Origin of the sequence: Agrobacterium sp. LR_9 (assembly GCF_041954855.1) — a bacterium.
Lineage (GTDB): Bacteria > Pseudomonadota > Alphaproteobacteria > Rhizobiales > Rhizobiaceae > Agrobacterium > Agrobacterium leguminum.
In genome coordinates this window covers 37193-58707 of record NZ_JAVAYA010000001.1, presented here as the reverse complement: position 1 = coordinate 58707, position 21515 = coordinate 37193, and the positions used below count along the sequence as shown (strand labels likewise).

At 60.4% G+C, this 21515-nt stretch carries 16 protein-coding genes; 9 read left to right on the top strand and 7 right to left on the bottom strand.

Annotated features, from left to right (window positions below; translation table 11 throughout):
- Nucleotides 1–10: 10 nt before the first annotated feature.
- The 3 genes from RAC79_RS00255 to RAC79_RS00245 form a co-directional block, all read right to left on the bottom strand.
- Nucleotides 11–1780 carry a sulfite reductase subunit alpha gene (locus RAC79_RS00255; RefSeq protein ID WP_174038695.1) on the bottom strand — a complete coding sequence of 590 codons (1770 nt, stop codon included), beginning with the start codon at nucleotides 1778–1780 and terminating at the stop codon, nucleotides 11–13.
- Nucleotides 1777–7278: a glutamate synthase-related protein gene (locus RAC79_RS00250; protein ID WP_174043784.1), complete on the bottom strand. Its 5502-nt coding sequence runs from the start codon at nucleotides 7276–7278 to the stop codon at nucleotides 1777–1779. The genes RAC79_RS00255 and RAC79_RS00250 overlap by 4 nt, the downstream gene beginning before the upstream one ends.
- A gap of 406 nt (nucleotides 7279–7684) precedes the next feature.
- Nucleotides 7685–9013: an MFS transporter gene (locus RAC79_RS00245; RefSeq protein ID WP_065654755.1), complete on the bottom strand. Its 1329-nt coding sequence runs from the start codon at nucleotides 9011–9013 to the stop codon at nucleotides 7685–7687.
- Nucleotides 9014–9262: 249 nt separating this feature from the next.
- Between RAC79_RS00245 and cyoA the strand changes: the two genes are divergently transcribed.
- The 9 genes from cyoA (at nucleotide 9263) to RAC79_RS00200 (ending at nucleotide 18229) form a co-directional block, all read left to right on the top strand.
- The gene (gene cyoA, locus RAC79_RS00240) at nucleotides 9263–10393 is read left to right on the top strand and encodes a ubiquinol oxidase subunit II (protein WP_065654756.1); all 1131 of its coding nucleotides are present in this window, start codon (nucleotides 9263–9265) and stop codon (nucleotides 10391–10393) included.
- A 76-nt stretch (nucleotides 10394–10469) separates the two neighbouring features.
- Nucleotides 10470–12473, top strand: a complete 2004-nt coding sequence (gene cyoB, locus RAC79_RS00235; protein WP_125145102.1) for a cytochrome o ubiquinol oxidase subunit I — start codon at nucleotides 10470–10472, stop codon at nucleotides 12471–12473.
- Between the two features lie 6 nt (nucleotides 12474–12479).
- Nucleotides 12480–13106: a cytochrome o ubiquinol oxidase subunit III gene (cyoC, locus tag RAC79_RS00230; protein ID WP_003524364.1), complete on the top strand. Its 627-nt coding sequence runs from the start codon at nucleotides 12480–12482 to the stop codon at nucleotides 13104–13106.
- The gene (gene cyoD, locus RAC79_RS00225; RefSeq protein ID WP_003514416.1) at nucleotides 13106–13501 is read left to right on the top strand and encodes a cytochrome o ubiquinol oxidase subunit IV; all 396 of its coding nucleotides are present in this window, start codon (nucleotides 13106–13108) and stop codon (nucleotides 13499–13501) included. Before cyoC ends, cyoD begins: the two co-directional genes overlap by 1 nt.
- A gap of 277 nt (nucleotides 13502–13778) precedes the next feature.
- Nucleotides 13779–14540: an SURF1 family protein gene (locus tag RAC79_RS00220; protein WP_174038693.1), complete on the top strand. Its 762-nt coding sequence runs from the start codon at nucleotides 13779–13781 to the stop codon at nucleotides 14538–14540.
- A gap of 113 nt (nucleotides 14541–14653) precedes the next feature.
- Nucleotides 14654–15874 (top strand): phosphopentomutase, encoded by a 1221-nt coding sequence (locus tag RAC79_RS00215; RefSeq protein WP_065654760.1) that lies wholly within the window; start codon nucleotides 14654–14656, stop codon nucleotides 15872–15874.
- The gene (locus tag RAC79_RS00210; RefSeq protein WP_080855765.1) at nucleotides 15871–16848 is read left to right on the top strand and encodes an adenosine deaminase; all 978 of its coding nucleotides are present in this window, start codon (nucleotides 15871–15873) and stop codon (nucleotides 16846–16848) included. Before RAC79_RS00215 ends, RAC79_RS00210 begins: the two co-directional genes overlap by 4 nt.
- Nucleotides 16849–16943: 95 nt before the next feature.
- Entirely contained in the window at nucleotides 16944–17573 is a 630-nt protein-coding gene (upp, locus tag RAC79_RS00205; protein ID WP_003524359.1) for a uracil phosphoribosyltransferase, read from the top strand.
- Between the two features lie 134 nt (nucleotides 17574–17707).
- The gene (locus tag RAC79_RS00200; RefSeq protein WP_080855764.1) at nucleotides 17708–18229 is read left to right on the top strand and encodes a TIGR02281 family clan AA aspartic protease; all 522 of its coding nucleotides are present in this window, start codon (nucleotides 17708–17710) and stop codon (nucleotides 18227–18229) included.
- Here the strand turns inward: RAC79_RS00200 and deoA are convergent.
- From deoA to RAC79_RS00180, 4 genes are read right to left on the bottom strand one after another with little or no spacing between them, the layout of a single operon-like run.
- Nucleotides 18222–19538 carry a thymidine phosphorylase gene (gene deoA, locus RAC79_RS00195; RefSeq protein ID WP_080855763.1) on the bottom strand — a complete coding sequence of 439 codons (1317 nt, stop codon included), beginning with the start codon at nucleotides 19536–19538 and terminating at the stop codon, nucleotides 18222–18224. The genes RAC79_RS00200 and deoA overlap by 8 nt on opposite strands.
- Nucleotides 19535–20308, bottom strand: coding sequence for a deoxyribose-phosphate aldolase (gene deoC / locus RAC79_RS00190; RefSeq protein WP_003524355.1), 774 nt, complete (start codon nucleotides 20306–20308; stop codon nucleotides 19535–19537). Before deoC ends, deoA begins: the two co-directional genes overlap by 4 nt.
- Before the next feature lie 2 nt (nucleotides 20309–20310).
- Complete coding sequence (locus RAC79_RS00185; protein WP_127756659.1) at nucleotides 20311–21111, bottom strand: purine-nucleoside phosphorylase; 801 nt, start codon at nucleotides 21109–21111, stop codon at nucleotides 20311–20313.
- Nucleotides 21111–21500, bottom strand: coding sequence for a cytidine deaminase (locus RAC79_RS00180; RefSeq protein WP_003524353.1), 390 nt, complete (start codon nucleotides 21498–21500; stop codon nucleotides 21111–21113). Before RAC79_RS00180 ends, RAC79_RS00185 begins: the two co-directional genes overlap by 1 nt.
- Between the last annotated feature and the right edge of the window lie 15 nt (nucleotides 21501–21515).

The following is a 21515-nucleotide window of genomic DNA, read 5'->3' as shown; positions in this document are numbered from 1 at the left end:
ATGGCAATAGTTAGTAGACGTCGCGCAGATAACGTTTTTCGCGTTTCAGCCTGTTCACATACTCGCTCGCCGCCTCAGCGGAGATGCCGGCCTCCTCGCTGACGATGCCGTGCAGGGCATCATCGACGTCCTTCGCCATGCGGGTCGCGTCGCCGCAGACGTAGAAATAACCGCCCTCTTCAAGCCATTGATAGAGCGCCTTGCCGTTCTGCCGCATGCGGGTCTGGACATAGATCTTCTCCGCCTGATCCCGCGAGAAAGCAAGGTCGAGGCGGGTGAGCACACCATCGCGGCTCATGTCGCCAAGCTCGTTTTCATAGATGAAATCCGACTGCCGGTGCTGGTCGCCGAAAAACAGCCAGTTTTTGCCGTTTGCGCCTCGGGCTTGCCGTTCCTGCAAAAAAGCCCGGAAGGGCGCGATGCCCGTACCCGGTCCCACCATGATCATAGGCGCGTCATTGTCCTGCGGCACACGAAACGCCTTATTCGGCGAGACGAAAATCCCGGCACTCTGCCCGGCCTCCACGCGGTCGGCGAGATAGGTGGAGCACACGCCCCCACGCTCACGGCCCTCGGCGCGATAACGCACGCTGGCGATGGTCAGATGCACGGTATTTTTTGCGACGAGCGGGCTGGAAGAAATGGAATAGGCGCGATGTTGCAGCGGCTTCAGGAATGTCACAAATTCAGCAACATCGAATAGCGGCTTTCCGCCAAGATTGATGAGGTCGAGAATATCCTTGCTCCAGAGAAAGGCGGCCAGTTGCTCCCCGTCTCCGTTTGCGAGAATGTGGATGAGTTCGTCATGCCCCGCCCGCTTGCCGATTTCGGCGACGAGTTCGCGCGAAGGCGTCGATATCTCGAACATGTTGAGAAGCGCATCGCCGACCGGCCGGTCCAGCCCGGCGATTTGGCTATCCGCAGCCGCTCCGAAGTGTTCCAGCAGCGCGCCGGCCAGTTTCGGATCGTTCAGGGGCACGACGCCAAGAGCATCACCCGCCTCATAGTCCAGACCACTTTCGCCGAGATCGAATTCGTAGTGGCGAATTTCCTTGGATGAGCCGGGACCGGACAGGCGGCGATTGACGCTTACCTCAGCCGAATAGGGATTTCTGCGGCCCCAGCCCTGTTTTGCCCGCACGGGCGGCTCGGCGATGTCAGGCATGGTGACAGATGCCGCATTGCCGCCATCGACAGCAAGCGCGAGCGGCAGGGTCTCGCCGATCCATGCGGCGGCGGCATCTTCGAAGTCGATATCGCAATCGATACGCGTCTTCATACGCTTGCCGCCGAGTTGTTCGAACCGCGTATCGATAAGCTTGCCCGCCTGGCAGAAGCCGTCATAGCCGGTATCGCCGAGCGCGAGCACGGCAAAATTCATCTCGTCCAGACGCGGCGCGCTGTCCGCGGCGAGCGCTTCCCAGAAAAGCTGGGCATTATCAGGCATTTCACCTTCGCCATAGGTCGAGGTGACGACGATGACCCGCTTCATGGCGCCGAGACTGTCCATCGAGACATCATCGAGTGCCGTCACCACCGGCTGCATGCCCTGCGCGCGGGCGGCGGCGGCAATATCCATCGCCAGCGCCTCCGCATTGCCGGTCTGAGTGCCGAAGAGAATATTCAGCACGCTGGCCACTGCCCTGGGAGCAGCGGCGGCAACCGATGTCTCCAGGCCGATGGCGGCGCGGGAATGGAGCCCCGCCAGAAAACCGGAAAGCCATGCGCGCTGATCACCGTTGAAGGGCGCGTCTTCGGGAATATAAGGTATCTTCATCATGCTGCCCTATGGCTGGATGCGGTGGCGAGGTCGGGAATGGCGCGGGCTGCGAAAAGCTCCTCGAAGCCCGGCAGACGGCCGATCTTCTCGATGTTTTTCCGGTTCTGCTGAATGATCCAGCCATAGGTGCCGGGGCTGTCCACCGACCAGATGTTCCTGCGGGCCAGCGCCTGCTTGTAATCGTCGAGACGCTTGGCGGCGATCATCACCGCAAGCTGTTCATCGCCATGGTCCGAAAGCGCCTCGCGGGCATATTTCAGCAACCGCTGCATCAGCGCATAGTCTTCCGTGAGGATGAGATTGCGCACGGCTTTTTCAATTGCCGGGTCGGAAGGACCCGACGCCATCGGCAGCCGCTGCAGGGCGATGGCCTGCGCCATGCTCAACACGGTATAATTGTTGAGCAGCGCGTACATCTCCTCGGTATCCGTCTCGCCATAACCCGGCACCGTTCCGTTCAGGACGGCCTTGCGGTCGCGATAGGCGAGCTTGAACTTGCGCAGTTGATGAGCGGCAAGCGCGGATGCCAGTTCCTCCAGCAGTTCCTTGCGGGGCTTCGCCTTCCGGATCTCATCGCTATCCTGATAAAGCAGCAGGGCGCGCGGCATGCCGTAAACGAAGTTGTGCTGTTCACTTTCCCAGTTTTCCAGAAGCCATGCCGCCTTGGCCGAGCCGGTTTCTGCGACATGCCAGGTCAGAAGCCGGTGGACGGCCTGATTATGAATAGCAGCCTGTTCATCCTCACCGGTGATCGCGCCAAGCAGGATGGAATCGTGGCTGACTTTCTTCGGCAGATCGCCGTATGGATCATACTGGTAGACGAAGCCGCCGCTCATGCCGTTGCCGAAACCCTTGCCGAAGCTGCCGAGGTTCAGGACCGCGCCGTTGGTCATATATTCGCAGGCGAAATCACCCACGCCTTCGACGACGGCGGTGGCGCCGGAGTTACGCACCGCGAAACGGTCGCCCGCCTGCCCCTCCACGAAGGTGCGGCCGCCGGTGGCGCCGAACAGCGCGAAATTGCCGACCAGCACGTTGCCGCCCGCCTCTTCCGAGCCGCCGCCGGGGGAGCGCACGACGATGGTGCCGCCGCAGGCGCTTTTGCCGACGCCGTCATTGCAGGTGCCGGTATGGACCATGACCATGCCGTCATTGCAGAAAGCGCCGAAGGACTGCCCGGCGGAACCGGAGGTATCGATGCGCACCGAACCCGCCTCCAGGAACCGGCGGCCACGGCTGTCCCGCTTCACGGCCGGCAGAGCATCCGCCTCTTCGTCGGAAAGCTCATGGTTCAGCATGCGTTCGATATCGACGGCGAGCTGACCGCCGACGCTCTTGTTGCAATTGTTGAGGAAACGATTGCCGCCAAGTTCGATGTTCTCGCGCTTGCTGTCGACCAGCGCCGAACGCACGAGTTCGATGAAGGCATCGTCGAGGCAGAAGTCCTTTTCCATATAGACCGGGCTGTCGATCTTCACCTCTTCGACCACGGCGAGCATTGCCCTGAGGTCAAGCTGGCCGACGCTTGCCGGATGATCGAGGAGATGAAGAAGATCGGAACGGCCGCGTGCTTCCCGCAGCGAGGCAACCCCAAGCCCGGCCAAAATCTCGCGCGTTTCATGGGCGATGTTCATGAGATATTGCGCCAGCGCGCGGGGATCGCCGTTGAAGGCTTCCTGATTGGTGGTGAGACCGGCCGGGCACTTGATGTTGCAGTTCTTGGCCATGACGCATTTCAGCATCATCAGCGCCGTCGTGCCGAATTCGAAACTGTCGCCGCCGAGGAGTGCCGATTTCACCACGTCGCTTGCCGTCTGGTGCGCGCCGGAGCAGCGCAGCAGCACCTTGGCGCGCAGGCCGGTGGCGCAAAGCGCCTGATGCACCTCGGCAATGCCGATCTCCGCCGCGCGGCCGGTGTATTTGAGGCTGGTGACAGCCGCCGCACCCGTGCCGCCGGTATTGCCTGCGACATTGATGACATCCGCCCCCGCCTTGGCGACGCCGACCGCAATCGTGCCGATGCCTTCCGACGAGACCAGCTTGACGATGACGCGCACGCGCGCCGCCTTGGCGTCATGGATGAGCTGGGCCAGATCCTCGATGGAATAGGTATCGTGATGCGGCGGCGGCGAGACAAGCTCGACGCCCGGCGTGCCGCCACGCGCGGCGGCGATTTCCACCGTCACCTTGGGAGACGGCAACTGCCCGCCCTCGCCTGGCTTTGCGCCCTGACCGATCTTGATCTCTATCTCTTCCAGCATCGGATCGGCAAGATAACCGGCCCAGACGCCGAAGCGGCCGGAAGCGAACTGCTTGATGCGCGAGGCACGGATGGTGCCATAACGGGAAATATGCTCGCCGCCCTCGCCCGAATTCGACATACCGCCGACCATGTTGGTGCCATGGGCAACCGCCTCATGGGCGGCGGCAACCAGCGCGCCGTGGCTCATGGCGCCCGATGCCAAGGTCTTGGTGATCTCGCTCGCCTTCTGTACGGCATCGAGCGGAATGCTTTCCGGTGCAGTGCGGATAAGCGAGAGATAGGCGGATGCTTCACCCTGCGCCTGGACCATGAGCGCGCCACCTTCCAGCCAGTGGCCGGGAATATCCGCACCGAAACGGTCGAGCAACGACTGGCCGAGTGCGGCAAGCCGGGCAAGCTCATGACCGTGCGGGCCGGTCAATTGCAGCCGGAAAGCGCCGTCTCCCGCCTCTTCGCAACGCAATCCGCGCACCATGAAGCTATTATTGCCCTGCCGGGAAAAACGGCCCATTTCCCGACGGAATTCTTCTGCGGAACCGGCGAAGGTCACATCGGCGGGCAATTCCAGAACATCGCGCAGAGCGGCGGGGCGGCGCGCCCTTTCTTCCGTCATCATGCGGGCGAAAGCGCGATAACCGGGCGTTACCTCGAATTTGTCGATGGCATCCGGGGTCAGCCGGTCGAAGCTGTTGTGATAATAGGCCGCATCGTTGAGACCGAAGGCATCTTCCAACCGGTTGAGCGGCAGCAGGCGCAAAGCCTCCTCGTTTTCGGTTCCCCTGTCGAAACCGATCTTTTCTTCCGTCATATCCACGAAACCGCGTACCGCCGTCGTGCCATAGGAATGGCCGGCGCCTTCCGCACGCTCCTTGAAGAGACCGAGCAGCGGAATGTCGTTTTCGCCCTTCACGGACAGCGCCTTGCGGTGCCAGTCCGCCACCGCCTGCGCGATGACGGCGAAGTTGACGCCGCCAACCGGGGTCTTCACATTCGGGAAATAGCGCTTCAGTACCGCATCGTCGGTATCGAGGAAGTTCGGCTCGAAGAACTCGCCGCCGATATAGCTTTCCGCCGTACACAGGCCGACCTTGCCCATGGTCTTCATCAGCGACTTTTCCGCCGCCTTGGCAAAACGCTTGAATGCCTTGTCGGCATCGGCTCCGAATTTCTCCTCGGCGCGGAACTGCACGCCAAGCGGATAGACGGCAGAAGCGCCGAAGCCGAGGCCAGCTGCTATGTGATGCGAGGAAGAAAACTGGCCACTTTCCACGATCAGGGAAATGCGCAGCCGTAGACCTTCCTCGATCAGCCGCTGATTGATGGCGGAGACGACCATGATCATCGGCAAGGCCGCACGGCCTGCCGAGACATGCCGGTCGGTAATGACGGCGATGCCGCCTTCCTCAGCTGCGAAAGCCACAACCTCATCGCAGAGATCATCGATTGCCTGCCGCAGCGCGGTTTCGTTGGCTTCAGCAACATCGAAGACCGGCGAATAAAGCATTTCAAAACGTCGAAGGGGCGTCTCCGACTGCTCGCGGATGCGCAGCATATCGAGATGGGTCAGGATCGGAGAGCGCACGACGATCTGGCGGGCCTTCTTCGCACCGCTGTTCGGCTTCGCACCGAGGGCGACACGCAACGTCATACCGTCGGCCTCACGAATACTGTCGAGCGGAGGATTGGTGACCTGCGCGAAGCGCTGTGAGAAATACTTCGCAACCCCGCCTTCCTGATCGGACAGCGCATTGATGGCATTCCCGTAACCCATCGCCGAAATCTTTTCCGCGCCTGAGGCCAGCATCGGGTCCATCAGGAACTTGAAGCTTTCCTGATTATGCGAATAGGCGACATAACGCTGGTGGCGCTCCAGATCGCCATTGTAACGCAGCGGCGAGCCCTGCTTTTCCGCCGGCACTTCCGGCAGATCTTCCAGCATGACACGGGCTTCGCGCAACAGGGATGAATATTCGCGGCGTGAGGCGAGAAGCTCCAGCGCCTCGACGGTGGAAAAGGCGCGGCGTTCTGCATGGTCGTAATAAAGCATGCCGCCCGCCTCGATGCGGCCGCGGCGGATGACGCTTTCCGCCGGAAAGGCGATCTGCCCGGCCTCCGACATGACGCAGAGATAATCTTCCGTCTCGACGGTGCGCAGCGGGCGCAGGCCGAGGCGATCGAGCCGCGCGCCGATTATGGTGCCGTCGCCGAAGATCAGCGCGGCCGGGCCGTCATTCTTCTCCTCATAGAGCGAGAAATATTCCAGCATCGCCTTCACACCCGGTGACAGGGTATCGTCATTTTCCCAGGCTGGCGGCATCATCGAGACCACGGCGGTGACGAGGTCGAGACCGTCTTCCATCACCCGTGCCTGCAGGGTCTGATCCAGACGGCAGCTGTCCGACTGGCCTTTCGGCCGGATGATGCTGGCATTCTTTGCCAGCGCCACGGCCGCTTCCGACAGCCGGTTCTTCTTGTCGGTGTTGAGCTCGCCATTATGCGCCATCAGACGGAAGGGCTGCGCCATGGAAGGATGCGGATCGGTATTGGTGGAGAACCGCGTGTGGAAATACATCGTATGCACTTCATGGCGCGGATCTGTGAGATCGCAGAAATAGGGCATGACCTCATGGGAGTTCAGGCGGCCCTTCAGAACCTGCGTGCGGGCGCTGAGCGACAGCGGATAAAAGCCGGCGAGTTCCGGCACGGTATAGGCCAGCGCCTCGATGGCCAGCAGCGCCTTGTGGATGCGCCAGTCGAATTCGGCGAGGGTTGCGCATTCGGCCGGAGCCGAAAAGACCCATTGGCGGATTGGCAACTGGTAAGGGATGGCGGCAGGACGGATGGCCGCATCATTCACCGGCACATCGCGAACGAGCAGGATTAAAAAGCCCTGCTCTTTGAGGGCGTTTGCGATGATACCGACAGCCTCGCCGTGGAAAGCCGGATTTTGCGGCAGGAAAAAATTGCCGACGCCGAACCGGCCGGCCTGCAAGCCGTCCTCACCGGTCAATTCCCGAAAGAAAGAGAGCGACAAATCCAGCGATACGCCCGCGCCATCCCCGACACCTTCCGCCGACATGCCGCCGCGATGCGGCACGGCACAGAGAGCCTCGTGGCCGCGCTTCAGCACATCATGCGTCTGCACGCCGTCCTTGCGGGTGATGAAACCGACACCACAGCTGCTTTTTTCAAAAGCCGCATCGTAAAGGCCGAATTTTTGCTCCGTCACACTCAAGGCACTCTCCTCTCGTTGCGCATTTCGCGCGGCATCGCCCTCTTTCCCGAAACCCGGCGCGTCAGCCGGCACTCTGCGGGCGGAGCCGCAGGCGACCTGGCTGCTCCTCATTCTTCTGCTTAGCGGCGTTTAATGGCGCGAACGGTCGTTTTGCGGCCGTCAAACGGCTTGGCGGCGATGGCCGCTTTTTCGCAAATAATGATCGTCGTCGTTCGCATCGCGTTCCCTGAAGGCCGGCTTTCCGGCAGTGAGATACACTGAATTACGTCAGTATTGCTTACATAATATTTCATGATCGACCAAGTCAAGATTAAAATCGACCCGGCGCAATAAAAAAACAAAAACGCCGCGAAATCCGACAGGATTCCGCGGCGCGATGGCTGCAGAGATTTTTAAATTGCCCGGATCACTCCGAAGGCATGTCCAGCGTGCGGCTGAACCAGAGGGCAATCAGCGTGCAGAGCGCACCCGACATCAGGTAAATGCCGACCGCGAAAAGGCCGAATTTGGACGAAAATCCGAGCGCGACGAGCGGTGCGAAGCCAGCACCGATCAGCCAGGAAATATCCGAGGTGAGCGACGCGCCGGTATAGCGGTACTCACGGCTGAAGCGGGAAGCAAGCGCGCCGCCTGCCTGACCGAAGGACAGGCCAAGCAGAGAAAAGCCGATCAGCACAAAGAGATAACGGCCAATATCACCGGAACCAAGAAGAACCGGTGCAACCAGACTGAAAAGGCCGATCAGCACCGCCGCGATGGCCAGAAGCTTCCGCCGGCCGATCCTGTCGGCCAGAATACCGGAGACCACGATCATCCCGCCGGCGATGATGGCGCTGACGAATTGCACGAACAGGAAGTCCGAGACACGCTGGCTGGTGTTGAGCGAAACCCAACTCAGCGGGAAGACGGTGACCAGATGGAAGAGCGCAAAGCTTGCCAGCGGCACGAACGCTCCCGTGAGGACCACCGGAAACTGCGAGCGCAGCATCTTGAACATGGGGCGCGGTTCCAGCTCGTGCTGTTCCAGCATGGCCTGAAATTCCGGCGTCACGATCATGCGCAAGCGGGCGAAGAGCGCGAGAACATTCAGCGCCAGCGCCACGAAGAAGGGGAAACGCCAGCCCCAGGCGAGGAATTCCGCATTGGAAAGCTGTGTGACGAAGACGATGAAAAAGGCGCTGGCGAGACCGAAGCCCATGGCCGCACCGATCTGCGGCATCATGGCGTACCAGCCGCGCTGTTTCTGCGGCGCATTCATGGCGAGCAGCGACACCAGACCGTCCCATGCGCCGCCGAGCCCAAGGCCCTGGCCGATGCGGAACACCGCCAGAAGACAGGGGGCAAGCATGCCCGCTTCCGCATAGGACGGAAGAAAGCTGATCGCCATGGTGGAACCACAGAGCGTGAAGAGAGCGGCCATCAGCTTCACGGCGCGCCCGAATTTGCGGTCGATCTGGAGGAAGATCAGCGAGCCGATAGGCCTTGCGATAAAGGCCAGTGAGAAAACCGCGAAGGAATAGAGCGTCGCCGTCAGCGGGTCGACGAAAGAAAAGAAGACGTGGGGGAAAACGAGCGCGGAGGCGATGGCATAGATGAAAAAGTCAAAGAATTCCGTCATTCTCGCAAGAATGACCGCAATCGTGATGCGATCCGGATCGACCTTGACGGGACCGACCCCATTTCCGTTCGCCTCCGGCGCCTGCCCAAAGGATGGAGCAGCATTCGTATAACTCATAATATCCCTCCTGCGTCATGGACGAACCATTTCCTGTAACGCGCCGGCTCCTCTTCCGTTGCGTTACGATGCGGCGGATTGTCACACGCACCCTACGTAACGTCAATTGAAGTTTGGCAATAAAGGGTTGCCCAGTCAGCTGACCATGCGATAATGCACGCGCTCCGTCCTTAAACGCAGCTCTGCCCGAGACATGGTGCATCGCGAAGGTTTCGCTGCACCGCGACAATATACCTCATTTGAAAAATGATGTTCGGCAATTATTCGCGTCATAATCCAAACTGTACGAGTTCAAAGAACGTGCGCACGATCAAAAAAATCCTATCCGCCCTTCTGGCAATCCCGGCTCTGCTGCTGCTCAGCGGCTGTAACCTCGTGGTGATGAACCCTTCGGGCGACGTCGCCATCCAGCAGCGCGATCTTATCATCACGTCCACGGTCTTGATGCTGCTGATCATCGTCCCCGTCATCGTCCTGACGATTTTCTTCGCATGGAAATATCGGGAATCGGCAAAGGCCGAGGATTACGATCCCGAATGGCACCACTCCACGCGCCTTGAAATGGTGATCTGGTCGGCTCCGGTCGCCATCATCCTGATGCTCGGCACGGTGACCTGGATTTCCACTCACCGTCTCGACCCCTATCGTCCGCTGGAGCGTATCGACGAGAACCGTCAGGTGACCGCCGATGTCAAACCGATCACGGTGGAAGTGGTGGCCATGGACTGGAAGTGGCTGTTCTTCTATCCCGAACTCGGCATTGGCAGCGTCAATGAATTCGCCGCTCCGGTCGATGTTCCGATCAATTTCAAGATCACCGGCACGACGGCAATGAACTCCTTCTTCGTGCCCGCGCTCGCCGGCCAGATCTACGCCATGGGCGGCATGCAGACCAAGCTGCACGCGGTCATCAACAAGGAAGGCGTTTATGACGGCTTCTCGGCCAACTTCTCCGGCCCCGGCTTCTCCCACATGCGCTTCAAGTTCCATGGCCTGAGCCAGCAGGGCTTCGACCAGTGGGTTGCCAAGGCGAAAGAGGGCGGCAAGGGCTTCGGCCGTCAGGAATATCTGGAATTCGCCAAGCCTTCCGAACGCGAGCCGGTACAATATTTCGCTTCGGTCGATCCCGAACTCTACAGCGCCATTCTCAACCGCTGCGTCGAGCCCAACAAGCTCTGCATGCGCGACATGATGCATATCGACGCCAATGGCGGCGGCGGCAAGGAAGGCATCGATATCGCCAAGGCGCTGAATTCCGTCGTCTGCACGCCGCTTGCGCCCTTTGGCGTCGCCAGCGGTCCCCAATCCACTCCGGCTGCGCTCGAAGGACAGACTTTCGAGCCTGCGGCGCTGCCGGAAACGAAACAAGTCGCTGGCTGACGGATACGTCCCGGCATTATGCGGCGCGGCCAATGGCTGCGCCGATCTTATGTCTTAGAATCGCAAGAGGCTAAAAATGATCGTCAATTCCGATCAAACGTCGTTCCTGTTCGGGAAGCTGACATGGGAGTCCATCCCGCTTCACGAGCCCATTCTTGTCGCAACCTTCGCGGCCGTGGCTCTGGGCGGTATCGCCGTCGTCGGCGCCCTCACCTATTTCCGCCTCTGGGGCTATCTCTGGAATGAATGGTTCACGAGCATCGATCACAAGAAGATCGGTATCATGTACATCATTCTGGCGCTCGTCATGCTGCTGCGCGGTTTCGCCGATGCCATCATGATGCGCGTCCAGCAGGCGATCGCGTCGGGCGGATCGGAAGGTTACCTTCCGCCGCACCATTACGACCAGATCTTCACGGCCCACGGCGTCATCATGATCTTCTTCATGGCCATGCCGATGATCACGGGTCTGATGAACTTCGTCGTGCCGCTGCAGATCGGCGCCCGCGACGTTTCGTTCCCCTTCCTCAACAACTTCTCCTTCTGGATGACCACGGCCGGCGCCGTCATCACCATGATCTCGCTGTTCATCGGTGAATATGCGCAGACCGGCTGGCTGGCCTATCCGCCGCTTTCCGGCATCGATGGAAGCCCGGGAGTCGGGGTGGATTATTACATCTGGGGTCTGCAGATCGCCGGTGTGGGAACGACGCTATCGGGCATCAACCTGATCGTGACGATCATCAAGATGCGCGCGCCTGGCATGACCATGATGCGCCTGCCGATCTTCGTCTGGACATCGCTGTGTTCGAACATCCTGATCGTGGCCTCCTTCCCGATCCTGACCGGCACGCTGGCACTTCTCACCCTCGACCGTTACGTTGGCACCAACTTCTTCACCAACGATCTCGGCGGCAACCCGATGATGTATGTCAACCTCATCTGGATCTGGGGCCACCCCGAAGTTTACATCCTGGTCCTGCCGGCATTCGGCGTCTTCTCGGAAATCGTTGCAACGTTCTCCCGCAAGCGTCTCTTCGGTTATGCCTCGATGGTTTACGCCACGGGCGTCATCACCATCCTCGCCTATATCGTGTGGCTGCACCACTTCTTCACCATGGGTTCCGGTGCAAGCGTGAATGCTTTCTTCGGCATCACCACGATGATCATCTCGATCCCGACGGGTGCCAAGATCTTCAACTGGCTCTTCACCATGTATAAGGGCCGCATCAAGTTCGATGTCCCGATGCTGTGGACGATCGGCTTCATGATCACCTTCGTCATCGGCGGCATGACCGGCGTTCTCCTCGCCGTTCCGCCGGCGGACTTCGTGCTGCACAACTCGCTGTTCCTGATCGCCCACTTCCACAACACCATCATCGGTGGCGTGGTGTTCGGTGTGCTTGCGGGTATCGTCTACTGGTTCCCGAAGGCCTTCGGATACCGGCTCGATCCGTTTTGGGGCAAGCTGTCCTTCTGGTTCTGGTTCATCGGTTTCTATTTCGCCTTCATGCCGCTTTATATTCTCGGCCTGATGGGGATTACCCGCCGTATCAGCCAGTTCGAGGACAATTCCCTGCAGATCTGGTTCGTGATCGCCGCCTTCGGCGCCTTCCTGATCGCGCTCGGCATCGCCTCCTTCGTCATCCAGCTCATCGTCAGCTTCCTGAAGCGCGACAAGCTGCGTGACGTGACCGGCGACCCCTATAACGGCCGTACGCTGGAATGGTCGACGTCTTCGCCGCCGCCCGCCTACAACTTCGCCTTCACGCCCGTCATCCACGATGTCGACGCCTGGGCGGATATGAAGAAGCGCGGTTACAGCCGTCCCAAGGAAGGCTTCATCCCGATCCATATGCCGAAGAACACCGGCGCGGGCGTGATCATCAGCGCCATCAGCGTGGTTCTCGGCTTCGCCCTGGTATGGCACATCTGGTGGCTTGCGGCTCTGTCGATGCTCGCCATCATCGCGGTCTCCATCGCCCATACCTTCAACTACAATCGCGATTATTACATTCCGGCTTCCGACGTTTCGACGGTCGAGGCGGAACGTACCAAGCTGCTCGCGGAACAGGCGTAACGGAACATGTCTCATACACCTGCACAAAGCGTCGACGGCGCTGAACCACCGGTCTTCTACCTGAAGGAAGACCATCACCCGGAGAACGGCACCTCGCTGGGCTTCTGGCTCTACCTGATGAGCGACTGCCTTATCTTCGCGACGCTGTTTGCCACCTATGCCGTTGTCGGCCGCAACTATGCGGCCGGCCCTTCCGGTGCCGACCTGTTCGACCTGAAGCTGGTGGCGATCAATACCGGCTTCCTGCTTTTCTCCTCCATCACCTATGGCTTCGCCATGCTGGAAATGGAAAAGCAGAAGGTAAAGGCCACGCTGGTCTGGCTGGGTGTGACCGGCCTCTTCGGCCTCGCCTTCCTCGCGGTCGAACTCTACGAGTTCCATCACCTGATCGCGGAAGGTGCCGGTCCGCAGCGTTCGGCGTTCCTGTCGGCCTTCTTCGCGCTGGTCGGCACGCACGGTCTGCACGTCACCTTCGGCATCATCTGGCTCGTCACGCTCATGTTCCAGGTCGCCAAGCACGGCCTGATCGCGGCAAACAAGCGCCGCCTGATGTGCCTGTCGATGTTCTGGCACTTCCTTGACGTCATCTGGATCGGCGTCTTCTCCTTCGTTTACCTCATGGGAGTTCTTTGATGAGTTCCGAAGCACACGCACATCACGACGCGCATGGCGACGACCATCATCACCATGATGGCGCGAGCCATGGCACCTTCAAGAGCTACATGATCGGCTTCGTCCTGTCGGTTATCCTGACGGCGATCCCCTTCTGGCTGGTCATGGGCGACGTTCTTGAAAACAAGACCCTGCTGGTCATCGCCATCATGGGTCTCGGCGTCATCCAGATTTTTGTGCACATGATCTACTTCCTGCACATGGACACCAAGTCCGAAGGCGGCTGGACCTTCATGGCGCTGATCTTCACCGTCGTGGTGCTCCTGATCACGCTCTCCGGCTCGCTCTGGGTCATGTACAACATGAACAAGAACATGATGCCGCTGCACATCGAGGATGTGAAAAACCTGCCCTGAGCAGCAGAGACCTACGGCCTGCCGGGTTTCCGGCGGGCCGCCTTCGCGCCAACACATAACCCCATGAATCCTGGTGCGATTTATGGGGTTATTTGCTGGAAGGAGCGCATGCGGGCGCTAGAGTTTTTTCGCTTTTCCTCGAATCGCGAAAACACCCTAACTCTTTGTTTTAGCGCATTTCCGGACGGAAACCGGGTTCCACTTTTCCTGGAAATGCTCCGGGACACCCGCCAAAGCAGACCGGTCTCTGCCGGGCGCGCTTCGCAAGGACCGTGACATGAGCGAAACCACACCCCATAACCGGCGCATCCGCCCTGCGGCCATCGTCGTCCTGTTCCTGACCGTTGTTCTGACGGGTCTGCTGCTTGCGCTCGGCACCTGGCAGGTCAAGCGCCTTTCCTGGAAGCTCGATCTTATCGAGCGGGTCGAAGCCCGTGCCCATGCCGATCCCGTCGACGCCCCTGCCGCCAAAGAATGGCCGGCGCTCGGCGATCCGGCGGAATACGAATATCGCCGTGTGAAACTGTCCGGCACCTTCCTCAATGACAGGGAGGTTCAGGTCTATACGGTCACGGACCTCGGCCCCGGTTACTGGGTGATGACGCCGCTCAAGCGGGACGATGGCTCCAGCATCATCGTCAATCGCGGCTTCGTGCCGTCCGACAGGCGCGACCCGTCCTCCCGCCAGGAAGGCGAACCGGCCGGAAATGTCGAGGTCGTCGGGCTGATGCGCGCGCCCGAAACCGGTGGGCTTTTCCTGCGCACCAACGATCCGGCAAATGGCCGCTGGTATTCCCGCAACATCCCGCAAATCTCGCAGGCATCCGGCCTTTCCGATGTCGCGCCGTTTTATGTCGATGCCGATGCGACACCCAATCCGGGCGGCCTGCCGGTCGGCGGCAAGACCATGCTCACCTTCCCCAACAACCATCTCTCCTATGCCGTTACGTGGTATATTCTGGCGGCGATGGTGGTGGCTGCGGGCTGGTATGTCCTGCGCAACCTCAACGCCCCCAAACCGAAACGGGACGAGGATTGAGCAGCCGGTTTTACCGGATGGTTCATAAAATCACTTTCTTCTTCACGTTTTGCTGATCTATAACGACAGTTCGGCCTGACATTGCCCGTCGGCGCATTTTGTTTCGGTGAGTTATGGCAAGAGCATTTCTTCTCGTTCTGGATTCCTTCGGCGTCGGCGGCGCACCCGACGCGGAGCGCTATGGCGATCTTGGCGCAAACACGCTCGGCCATATCGCGGAATTCTGTGCAGCAGGCGCTGCCAACAAAGCGGGGCTTCGCTCGGGTCCGTTAAAACTGCCGAACATGTGTTCGCTCGGCCTGCTGGAGATTGCGCGGCAGGCAAGCGGCGACATTCCCGCCGGCATGGAACCGCCGGAGCGCATTTTCGGCCTGCACGGTTCCGCCAGCGAAATCTCCAAGGGCAAGGACACGCCGTCCGGCCACTGGGAGATCGCCGGTACGCCCGTCACCTTCGACTGGGGATATTTCCCGACGGAAGGCGATGCGTTTTCGCCGGAACTGGTGGAGGCGATCTGCAGGGAGGCTAATATTCCCGGCATCCTCGGCAATTGCCATGCTTCCGGTACCGAGATCATCGCTGCGCTCGGCGAAGAGCATATCAGGACCGGTAAACCGATCTGCTACACCTCATCCGATTCCGTTTTCCAGATCGCCGCGCACGAAACGCATTTCGGTCTGGAGCGCCTCATCTCGCTCTGCGAGACGGTGCGCAAGCTGCTCGATCCTTTGAATATCGGCCGCGTCATCGCCCGCCCCTTCATCGGCGAAACGGTGGCGACCTTCGAACGCACCGGCAACCGTCGCGATTTCTCCGTTCTGCCACCGGAACCGACCCTGCTCGACAGGCTTGTGGAGGCCGGCCGAAAAGTGCACGCCATCGGCAAGATCGGCGATATCTACGCCCATCAGGGTGTGACGCGCGTCATCAAGGCAAATGGCAACAGCGCCCTGATGGATGCGACGTTGCAGGCTATCGATGAGGCCGAAAACGGCGATCTCGTCTTCACCAATTTCGTCGATTTCGACATGCTTTATGGCCATCGCCGGGACGTTGCCGGTTACGCCGCCGCCCTTGAGGCCTTCGATGCGCGAATCCCCGAAATCCATCGCAAGATGGCGCCGGGTGACATCGCCCTTCTGACCGCCGATCACGGTTGCGACCCCACCTGGCGGGGCACCGACCATACACGGGAAAGGGTGCCGATCATGGCATTCGGACCGGGCATTCGCTCACGCGATGTCGGCATCCGTTCAAGCTACGCCGATATCGGCGAAAGCATCGCCCACCATCTTGGCATCGAGGCCGGTTCTCACGGCAGGAGCTTCATTTGACATCGCATTTGCTGAAGGCGGAAATTCACTGCCACATCGAAGGTGCGGCCCCGCCCGCCCTCGTCGCTAAACAGGCGGAGAAATACGGTATCGACACCAGCGGTTTTCTGAGGGACGGCCAATATGTCTGGTCGGATTTCGCCGAATTCATCCGTTGTTATGACGCGGTGGCGCAGGTGTTCAAGACGGATGAGGATTATGCCGTCCTGACTGAAACCTACCTGACCGAACTTGCGCAAGCCAATACCATCTATAGCGAGCTGATCATTTCGCCCGATCACGGCGACCGCATCGGGCTTGGCGCCGACGCCTATCTGGCCGGCATTGCCGAAGGCATCCGCATCGCAAGGGAAAAAACGGGGATCGAAACCCGCATCATTGTCACCGGCGAGCGCCATTTCGGCCCGGAACGGGTAATCGCCGCGGCGGAATTTGCGGCACGCGCTCAACATCCGCTGGTGACGGGCTTCAACATGGCCGGCGAGGAGCGCATGGGCCGCGTCGCCGATTATGCACCCGCCTTCGACATCGCCCGCGATGCCGGCCTTGGGCTGACCATTCATGCCGGCGAGGTTTGCGGACCGGAAAGCGTTGCCGATGCGCTCGACCTCGTCAAGCCGTCCCGCATCGGGCATGGCGTGCGCGCCATCGAAGATGCCGGTCTCATCGCCCGGCTGGTCGAGGCGGGAACGGTTCTGGAAGTCTGCCCCGGCTCTAACATCGCGCTCAACGTCTATCCCGATTTTGCCAGCCACCCGCTGAAAGCTCTGAGCGACGCCGGGGTGCGCGTCTGCATCAGTTCCGACGACCCGCCGTTCTTCTTCACGTCGCTTGCACGGGAATATGCGCTGGCTGCGGACGAGTTCGGCTTCAGCGATGCCGAGATCAATCGCATGACACGGACCGCACTGGAATGCGCCTTCGTGGACGAGGCAACACGTGCGCGACTGCTTGCGAAACTCGATGGCGCCTGACGCTGCGGTTCGCGGGGGTAAAACCGCGAAGAAGGCTTGCGAAAAACGCACTTTCGGTGAATTACAGGGCATAAGATAAAAGGAAGGCCAGTTTCATGGACGGCGTCACAGTCATCGAACATCCGCTGGTGCGGCACAAACTTACCATCATGCGCAAGAAGGAAACTTCCACCGCCGGCTTCCGCCGCCTGCTCAGGGAAATTTCGACGCTGCTCTGCTATGAAGTGACGCGCGACCTTGAGATGACGATGGAAACCATCGATACGCCGCTCGAAACCATCGAGGCCCCCGTGCTCGAAGGCAAGAAGCTGGTTTTCGCCTCCATCCTGCGCGCCGGCAACGGCCTCTTGGAAGGCATGCTCGAGCTCGTGCCTTCGGCGCGTGTTTCCCATATCGGTGTTTATCGCGATCATGACACGCTGGAAGCCGTCGAATATTACTTCAAGGCTCCAGAAAGCCTCGATGCGCGCCTTATCATCGTTGTCGATCCGATGCTGGCAACCGGCAATTCCTCTATCGCCGCCGTTGAGAAGCTGAAGGAGCGCGGTGCGAAGAACATCCGCTTCCTGTGTCTGCTGGCGGCGCCCGAGGGCATCAAGAACTTCCGTGAAGCGCATCCCGATGTGCATATCTACACCGCCGCGATCGACAGCCATCTGAACGAGAAGGGTTATATCGTTCCCGGTCTCGGCGATGCCGGCGACCGCATGTACGGCACTAAATAAACCCGTTCATCATCGCTTAACCGTTTGAGCCATTCGCCGCTTCCACCAGCGGCGAATGGCTTTTTCTTTTAAGGATTCAGCATGTTTTGCGTCTATTCTGGGCAAGAATAACCTGCCCCTGGAGGAGCAAAGACTTGCTGACGCGCGCGATTTTTCTGCTTGTTGGGCTTTCGGTCGGTGCGACGCAGATTCCGGCTCTGGTGGAAAAATTTCAGCCGCGCCCGGAAGCCAGCATCGAGAAAGCGGAAGCCAGACCCGAAGCAGCCAAGCCGGAGTCCGTCTCCCTTGGCGGCGTCAGTCTGAAAGCGGATGCGCGCGGCCACTTCAATGCCGCCTTCCGCGTCAACGGCAAATCCTTCGACGGGCTTGTCGATACCGGCGCTTCCATGGTCGCCATCAACGAGACGATTGCGCGCCGGCTCGGTTACGGCGTCAACAGCCTCGATTATAAATATGCGATTTCAACGGCGAATGGTCAGACCATGGCTGCCTATGTGAAACTGGACCGGGTGGAGATAGGCACTATCCGGGTTCAGAATGTCGACGCCATGGTGCTGAAGGACAATGCGCTCGGCAACATGCTGATCGGCATGAGCTTCCTCAAACAACTATCGTCCTTCAAGGTATCGGGCGGCGAGATGCGGCTGGTCAGGTGATCCGCTCAAGAACGGCCGCACCGATCTCAGGCGCGCTGTCAGCAATTCCGTAGCAGGCAGCTACCCTTTTCATGGCATGTTGCGCTTCGTCCCTCGAAGCGGCATGAACGGTAGCGATCCGCGCGCCCTTTTCCACTTTCGCGCCGAGCGGCAGGATGTCCGAGATACCGACGGAAGGATTGATCGTGTCCGATGGCTTTTTCCTGCCGCCACCGAGTTCAACGACAACCATGCCAAGATCGCGCGTGGCGCAGGAGGCGAGCAACCCGCTGCGCTCCGCCAGAACCGGGAGAATGACCGGCGCAGAGGGCAGATAACGGGACGGATGCTCAACGAAATCCGATGGGCCGCCGAGTGCCGAAACCATCCGTGCAAAGATTTCCAACGCCCGGCCGGAGGAGAGCGCAGCTGACGCCAGCGCCTCTCCTTCCTCCAGCGTGGCCGCCTTTTGCGCCTGCATCAGCATTTCCGCCGCAAAGGACAGGACGACCTTTTCAAGACGGGTGCCTGCCTTGCGGCCGGCCAGAAAATCCAGACAATTGACGATTTCGACCGCATTGCCGGCGGCATCGCCAAGCGGCTCGTTCATGTCGGTTATCAGCGCCGTTGTCGGCAGGCCTGCGCCGTTCGCCACATCGACCAGCGCGTGGGCGAGATTGCGGGCATCCTCGACGCTCTGCATGAAAGCACCGTTGCCGACCTTCACATCCAGAACCAGCGTCTGTAGCCCGGCCGCAAGCTTTTTCGACAGGATGGAGGCCGTGATCAGCGGTATGGAATCCACCGTCGCGGTCACATCGCGAATGGCATAGAGGCGTTTATCGGCTGGGGCGAGATCGCCCGTCTGGCCGATGATGGCGCAGCCGACCGTCTTTACCGTCCGGCGAAACAACGCCTCGTCCGGCATGACGTCGTAAGCGGGGATCGCTTCCAGCTTGTCCAGCGTGCCGCCGGTATGGCCAAGGCCCCGGCCGGAAATCATCGGCACGGCGAGACCGCAGGCGGCCACGATGGGGGCGAGCATCAGGGAGACATTATCGCCGACGCCGCCGGTGGAATGCTTGTCCGCCACCGGCCTGCCGAGATCGCTCCAGGACAGGACCTCACCGCTGTCGCGCATCGCCAGGGTCAGCGCCACCATCTCATCCCGGTTCATGCCGCGAAAGAAGACCGCCATGGCAAAAGCAGCCGCCTGCCCTTCAGAGATGCCGTCTTTCGAAAGCGCCTCTATGAAAGCGGCAATCTCCCGAGGCTCAAGTGACAGGCCATCGCGTTTGCGCCGGATGATTTCCTGCGGGATCAAGCTCAATACCCGCTGGCGGCCTTGGCGGGCTCGCCGCCGGCCAGCACGTTCAGCACATCATCGAGAACACCGGAAGCGCCGAAACGGAAGGTGGACGGCATGGCCCAGTTGGGCGCCATGATGGTTTCCGCAAGCCTGAGGTAAAGCGTGGCGTCCTCCACCGTGCCGATGCCGCCGGCGGGCTTGAAGCCCACCTTCTGCCGGCTGTCGCGGATCGCCTGCAACATGATGTCGGCGGCCTCCAGCGTGGCGTTGATGGCAACCTTGCCGGTCGAGGTCTTGATGAAATCGGCCCCTTCGGCAATGGCGAGTTCCGATGCGCGACGGATGAGCGCCTTGTCCTTCAACTCGCCGGTTTCAAGAATGACCTTGAGCAGCACGGGTGCAACGCAGGCCTTGCGAACGGCCGCCACCATGGTGGACACCGCCGTTTCATCGCCGGCTATGAATTTGCGATAGGGAATGACGAGATCGATTTCGTCAGCGCCGTCGCGGATCGCCGCCTCGGTTTCCGCAACCACGGTCGCGATGTCGAGATCGCCCGAAGGAAAATTGACGACCGTGGCGATGCGGATAGCGTGGTCTTTTCCAAACGCCGCACGGGCCTGCGCCACGAAGCGCGGCCAGATGCAGATTGCGGCCGTATTGCCATACTCTGTATGCGCCCGCTGGCACAGAGCGGCAATCTGCTCGGGCGTGCAGTCTTCCTTGAGATTGGTCAGGTCCAGCAAGGACAGGGTGAGGGCAGCCGCTTCGCGCGGACGCTGGAGTTCCATGGTCACGCTCCTCCTGCGATCATTTCCTTCAGAATGGCGGCAAGCCTCTTGCCGCCCACGGGAGCCATGTCCTTGGTTTCTTCATGGCTCAGTTCCGCGCCGGTCATGCCGGCACCGTAATTGGTAATAACCGATGCGGCGGCGACGCGCATCCCGAAAAAGCGCGCAAGGATGACTTCCGGCACGGTGGACATGCCAACGGCATCCGCCCCCAGCAGCCGCGCCATGCGGATTTCCGCCGGTGTTTCGAAGCTCGGGCCGGAAAACCACATATAGACGCCGCCGAACAAAGGCACTGTGGCACGGATGGCGGCGTTGCGCATGGCAAGCATCAGATCGGGATCGTAAGCGGTGGTCATGCCGACGAAGCGGCGGTCGCTTTCCTCGCCGATCAGCGGGTTCATGCCGGAATAGTTGATGTGATCGGTGATCTGCATGACCGAGCCGGGCGGCATATCCTGTCTGACCGAACCTGCCGAATTGGTGAGGATGAGCGACTGCACGCCGAGACCGGCCAGCGCCCCGATGATCGCGCGCATGGCGGACGGATCGCCCTTTTCGTAATAATGCACCCGGCCGGAGAGCATCATGACCGGCTCACCCCCAAGATATCCCGCCACCAGCTCGCCCGCATGGCCGGAAACGCCGCTTGCGGGAAAACCGGGAAGTTCGGCATAGGGCACCCGGATCGGATCGCTGACGTCTTCCACCAGCGAACCGAGGCCCGAGCCGAGGACAATGGCGACGCGCGGCATCAGGCCGTTCAGGCGCTCCACCAGAATATCGATCAGCGTATCCGGCATCAGGGCAGCTCTGTCTTGAAGCTGAAGGGCAAAAGCTCTTCCATGGTCATGACCTTCTGCACGCCGGTTTCGTCGCAGAGATAGACTTTCGTGTCCGGCGTCGCGAATTCGGCGATCTTCTGCCGGCAGCCGCCGCAGGGTGGGCAAAGAGCAAGCTTTTCGGCGATGACCGCGATTTCGCTGATCTTCTTTGCCCCACCCATGATCATGGCGCTGATGGCGGAAGGTTCAGCGCACCAGCCCTGCGGGAAGGAGAGGTTCTCGATGTTGGCGCCCTTGTAAATCTTGCCGTCTTCGGCGCGGATCGCCGCACCGACCGGAAATTTCGAATAGGGCGCGTGGGCAAAGGCCATGGCCTCCACCGCTGCCTCGAACAGGGCATGGGACATCGGATCTCGGGACAT

Bases quoted from the DNA above. Each gene is read 5' to 3' on its own strand.
- RAC79_RS00255 (WP_174038695.1), bottom strand. From the start codon at position 1,780: ATGATGAAGATACCTTATATTCCCGAAGACGCGCCCTTCAACGGTGAT.
- RAC79_RS00245 (WP_065654755.1), bottom strand. From the start codon at position 9,013: ATGAGTTATACGAATGCTGCTCCATCCTTTGGGCAGGCGCCGGAGGCG.
- cyoA (WP_065654756.1), top strand. From the start codon at position 9,263: ATGTTCGGCAATTATTCGCGTCATAATCCAAACTGTACGAGTTCAAAG.
- cyoB (WP_125145102.1), top strand. From the start codon at position 10,470: ATGATCGTCAATTCCGATCAAACGTCGTTCCTGTTCGGGAAGCTGACA.
- cyoC (WP_003524364.1), top strand. From the start codon at position 12,480: ATGTCTCATACACCTGCACAAAGCGTCGACGGCGCTGAACCACCGGTC.
- cyoD (WP_003514416.1), top strand. From the start codon at position 13,106: ATGAGTTCCGAAGCACACGCACATCACGACGCGCATGGCGACGACCAT.
- RAC79_RS00220 (WP_174038693.1), top strand. From the start codon at position 13,779: ATGAGCGAAACCACACCCCATAACCGGCGCATCCGCCCTGCGGCCATC.
- RAC79_RS00215 (WP_065654760.1), top strand. From the start codon at position 14,654: ATGGCAAGAGCATTTCTTCTCGTTCTGGATTCCTTCGGCGTCGGCGGC.
- upp (WP_003524359.1), top strand. From the start codon at position 16,944: ATGGACGGCGTCACAGTCATCGAACATCCGCTGGTGCGGCACAAACTT.
- deoC (WP_003524355.1), bottom strand. From the start codon at position 20,308: ATGGAACTCCAGCGTCCGCGCGAAGCGGCTGCCCTCACCCTGTCCTTG.
- RAC79_RS00185 (WP_127756659.1), bottom strand. From the start codon at position 21,111: ATGCCGGATACGCTGATCGATATTCTGGTGGAGCGCCTGAACGGCCTG.
- RAC79_RS00180 (WP_003524353.1), bottom strand. From the start codon at position 21,500: ATGTCCCATGCCCTGTTCGAGGCAGCGGTGGAGGCCATGGCCTTTGCC.